The sequence below is a fragment of the Spiroplasma endosymbiont of Lariophagus distinguendus genome (genome assembly GCF_023846195.1).
Lineage (GTDB): Bacteria > Bacillota_I > Bacilli_A > Mycoplasmatales > VBWQ01 > Spiroplasma_E.
Genome location: NZ_JALMUW010000087.1, coordinates 1 through 2,838, shown reverse-complemented (window position 1 = coordinate 2,838; position 2,838 = coordinate 1). Strand labels below are relative to the sequence as shown.

Sequence of the window (2,838 nt, the reverse complement as noted above, 5' to 3'; positions counted from 1 at the left end):
CAAATTAACATTTTATAGTATGCCAAATGATTACGAAGGGGCTGTAAGTGATGATTTTAGTATTTGAGCAGGAACATATCAAACAGTTGGTAAAGCAAGTGGTAATATAAGATTAATTAAAAATAACTTTTTATTAGCAAATAATACTTATAGTTTTAAAAATAAGTATAACTATCCAAAAGCAGTTAATCCACCACCGCCAACAAAAATACCTCATTCATTATTTATAGATTTAAGTAAATTTTCATTTAAAAATATTGATAATAGTCAAAATTTATATCAAGGTTATGTAATTCAACCTATTAATGAAAAAGATTTATTAAAAAATGGATTTTATATGTTTTATGAAATTAAAGTTAATGATTACGGTTATCAACTAATGAAAGATTTTTTAAATGATTACAAAAGTTTTGAAGTAAGTTGAAATTATACTTTAACTGCAAACTCCGGTGATATTTTTAATAAAAAAAGTAGTTCTAATCCTATTATTATTGATGATATTAAAAATTTACCAATTTATGAAGGAAATATTGATTTTATATATGGAGATAATGGAATTTATCATAGTGTTGATGGAAAGAATGTTAATGGTCACAATTGTACTTTTAATTTATATAGTGAATATAATACCGCTAGATTAAATAAGTATAGTATTGAAATAAATGGAATAATGTCCAAAAATATTATTACAAAAGTTGATGATACTAATATTAATCCAAATTCAGGTTATCCAACTGCAAGTTTTATAACATTATGAAAATCAATATATATTAATAATAAAAATAATTCAATTTGTATTTACATATTTTCATTAAGAGCAAAATATGATGATGCAATTATTAAATATCCCGTTAGCAATGAAGTTAATTTTAATAATATACAAATTTCACCAAGAGTGACATAACAATTAGAAAGGTGGTGGTAATTATGGTAAATGAAAATGAAATGAAAGAAGGTAATACTATGGAAGAAAAAGAAAAAGATGAAGAACAAGAAAGTGAATCAAATTCAACAGAAAATGAATCAAAAGAGCCAAAAAGTGAACCAAAACCCGAAGAAAATGAATCAAAACCAGTAGAAAGTGAATCAAAAGACAAAGAAACTGAAGAAGTTAAAGAACCAACTTTAGAAGATAAATATAAAGAATTAGAAGAAAAATATAATGTTTTATATAAAGAAAAAACTGATAAAGATAGAGAAATTAGACATTCAGAAAGTTATAAAAAATATGATTTATTAGAAGAAAATATTAATTTATTAAAAAGATATCTTGGAGATAAAGAAGATATTGAAGAAAAATTATCATTATTAAATAAAGATTTTCCACATTTATTTAATAAAAATAAAGATACAAATATTAGTAATTCTTTAGATGTAAAAGATAAATTTAAAGAAGAAAAAGAAGATGAAGTAGATACTAGAAAAATAGGAATGGTAGGTTAAAAATATGACAAAAATTGAATTTAATGAAAAATATAGAAAACAAGATATTAGAATTGATAGGGACTTTGAATTACATATTGACAATTGTTTTAAATTTACTGATGTTGATATGTTACAAAATGCAATTAGTGATTATAAAACATTAATAAATGAAATGCCACAATTAGTTAAAGATTGACTATTAGGCTAATATAGAAGGAGAATAAAAATGGCAATTATTACAACACAATCAACAACAATTAATGACCCTAGTAATCCAACTGGGAAATTAGATTTATCAGTTAAATATATTAAAAATTTAAAAGTTTTATTATCAAAAAGAGTAGCATTAATTAATGCAACAGTAGAAAATAGAGAACAATTAGATGCTGGTACTGCTATTTATAATATTACTAAAAGAAATCTTACAGATGATTATGATGCAGGTTCTGGTGCTAATGATTTAACAGCAACAAGAGTTGAACAAATTTTATTAGATAAAAAGAAACAAATTACTTTTGAAGAAGAAACACTTGATTTAAAACGTTTAGGTGCAAAATATGAAGATGGTAATGTTCTGGTATCAGATAGTTTAGCATCAAGTTGAATTGATGCAAAGGCAAAATCAGTAGAAACTTATTTAGTAGCAAAATTATTAGCATTAGCAGTTAAAACAGCAAAAGATAATGGAATTATTAATATTGCATTACCAAGTAATCCTAAAATAGATGATTATAGAATGCTTTTATGATTAAAAATATCAAATACATTAGCAACATTAAAAGCAAGAATTACTGATGAATATATTGGTACAGATGAAGAAGATTATACATTATGAGTATCTAGTTTCTTTAAACCATTAGTATTATTATCAACAACTACATTAGGTAGTGATAGTGCTTCACAAGCATTAAAAGATGGTAAAATTGTAGAAATTGGTGGTATTAAAATTGTAGAATGTCCTTGATTAGGTAGAAATTATCCAATTGCAACTATTGATAAAAAAGAAGGATTTAATTTTTTAGGATGTGATGCTGTATTAGTTCATAAAGAAGCATTAGCATTTCCATTTAATCGTGGTCAAGATAATATTTTTGTTTTACAAACTAATGGTAATGTTAAGAATTTTCATAAGTTTTTAGTTTCAGAAGGTAAAGCATTAAGACCAGATTTAGTTAAAGGATTTACAGTTACTTCAAGTATAGATATTGCTACAGCAATTGAATTTACTAATTTAGGTGCTATTACTATGGCTGGAGCAACACCAACTGCAGATGAAGTAGAAAAAGCTATTATTGCTAAAAATCCTAATTATCGAAAAGGTAATGCTAATTTTTCAGATTTAACAGCAACAAGTGCTAATGTTGAAGGTAAAACTTTATATGATGGTTCTTTACAAGTAACTTTTACAAAGAA

3 protein-coding genes and 1 pseudogene are annotated in these 2,838 nt (G+C 24.3%); all 4 read left to right on the top strand.

Going from position 1 to position 2,838, the window contains the following annotated elements:
* Nucleotides 1-904: pseudogene (locus M0D11_RS05530) on the top strand (hypothetical protein); the annotation flags it as partial.
* Nucleotides 905-927: 23 nt separating this feature from the next.
* A complete protein-coding gene (locus tag M0D11_RS05525; RefSeq protein ID WP_252320851.1) occupies nt 928-1,443 on the top strand; it encodes a hypothetical protein in 516 nt (171 codons plus the stop codon).
* A 4-nt stretch (nt 1,444-1,447) separates the two neighbouring features.
* Nucleotides 1,448-1,633 carry a hypothetical protein gene (locus tag M0D11_RS05520; protein WP_252320849.1) on the top strand — a complete coding sequence of 62 codons (186 nt, stop codon included), beginning with the start codon at nt 1,448-1,450 and terminating at the stop codon, nt 1,631-1,633.
* 18 nt (nt 1,634-1,651) lie between these two features.
* A partial coding sequence (locus tag M0D11_RS05515) for a hypothetical protein (protein WP_252320847.1) occupies nt 1,652-2,838 on the top strand: 1,187 nt, incomplete at its 3' end.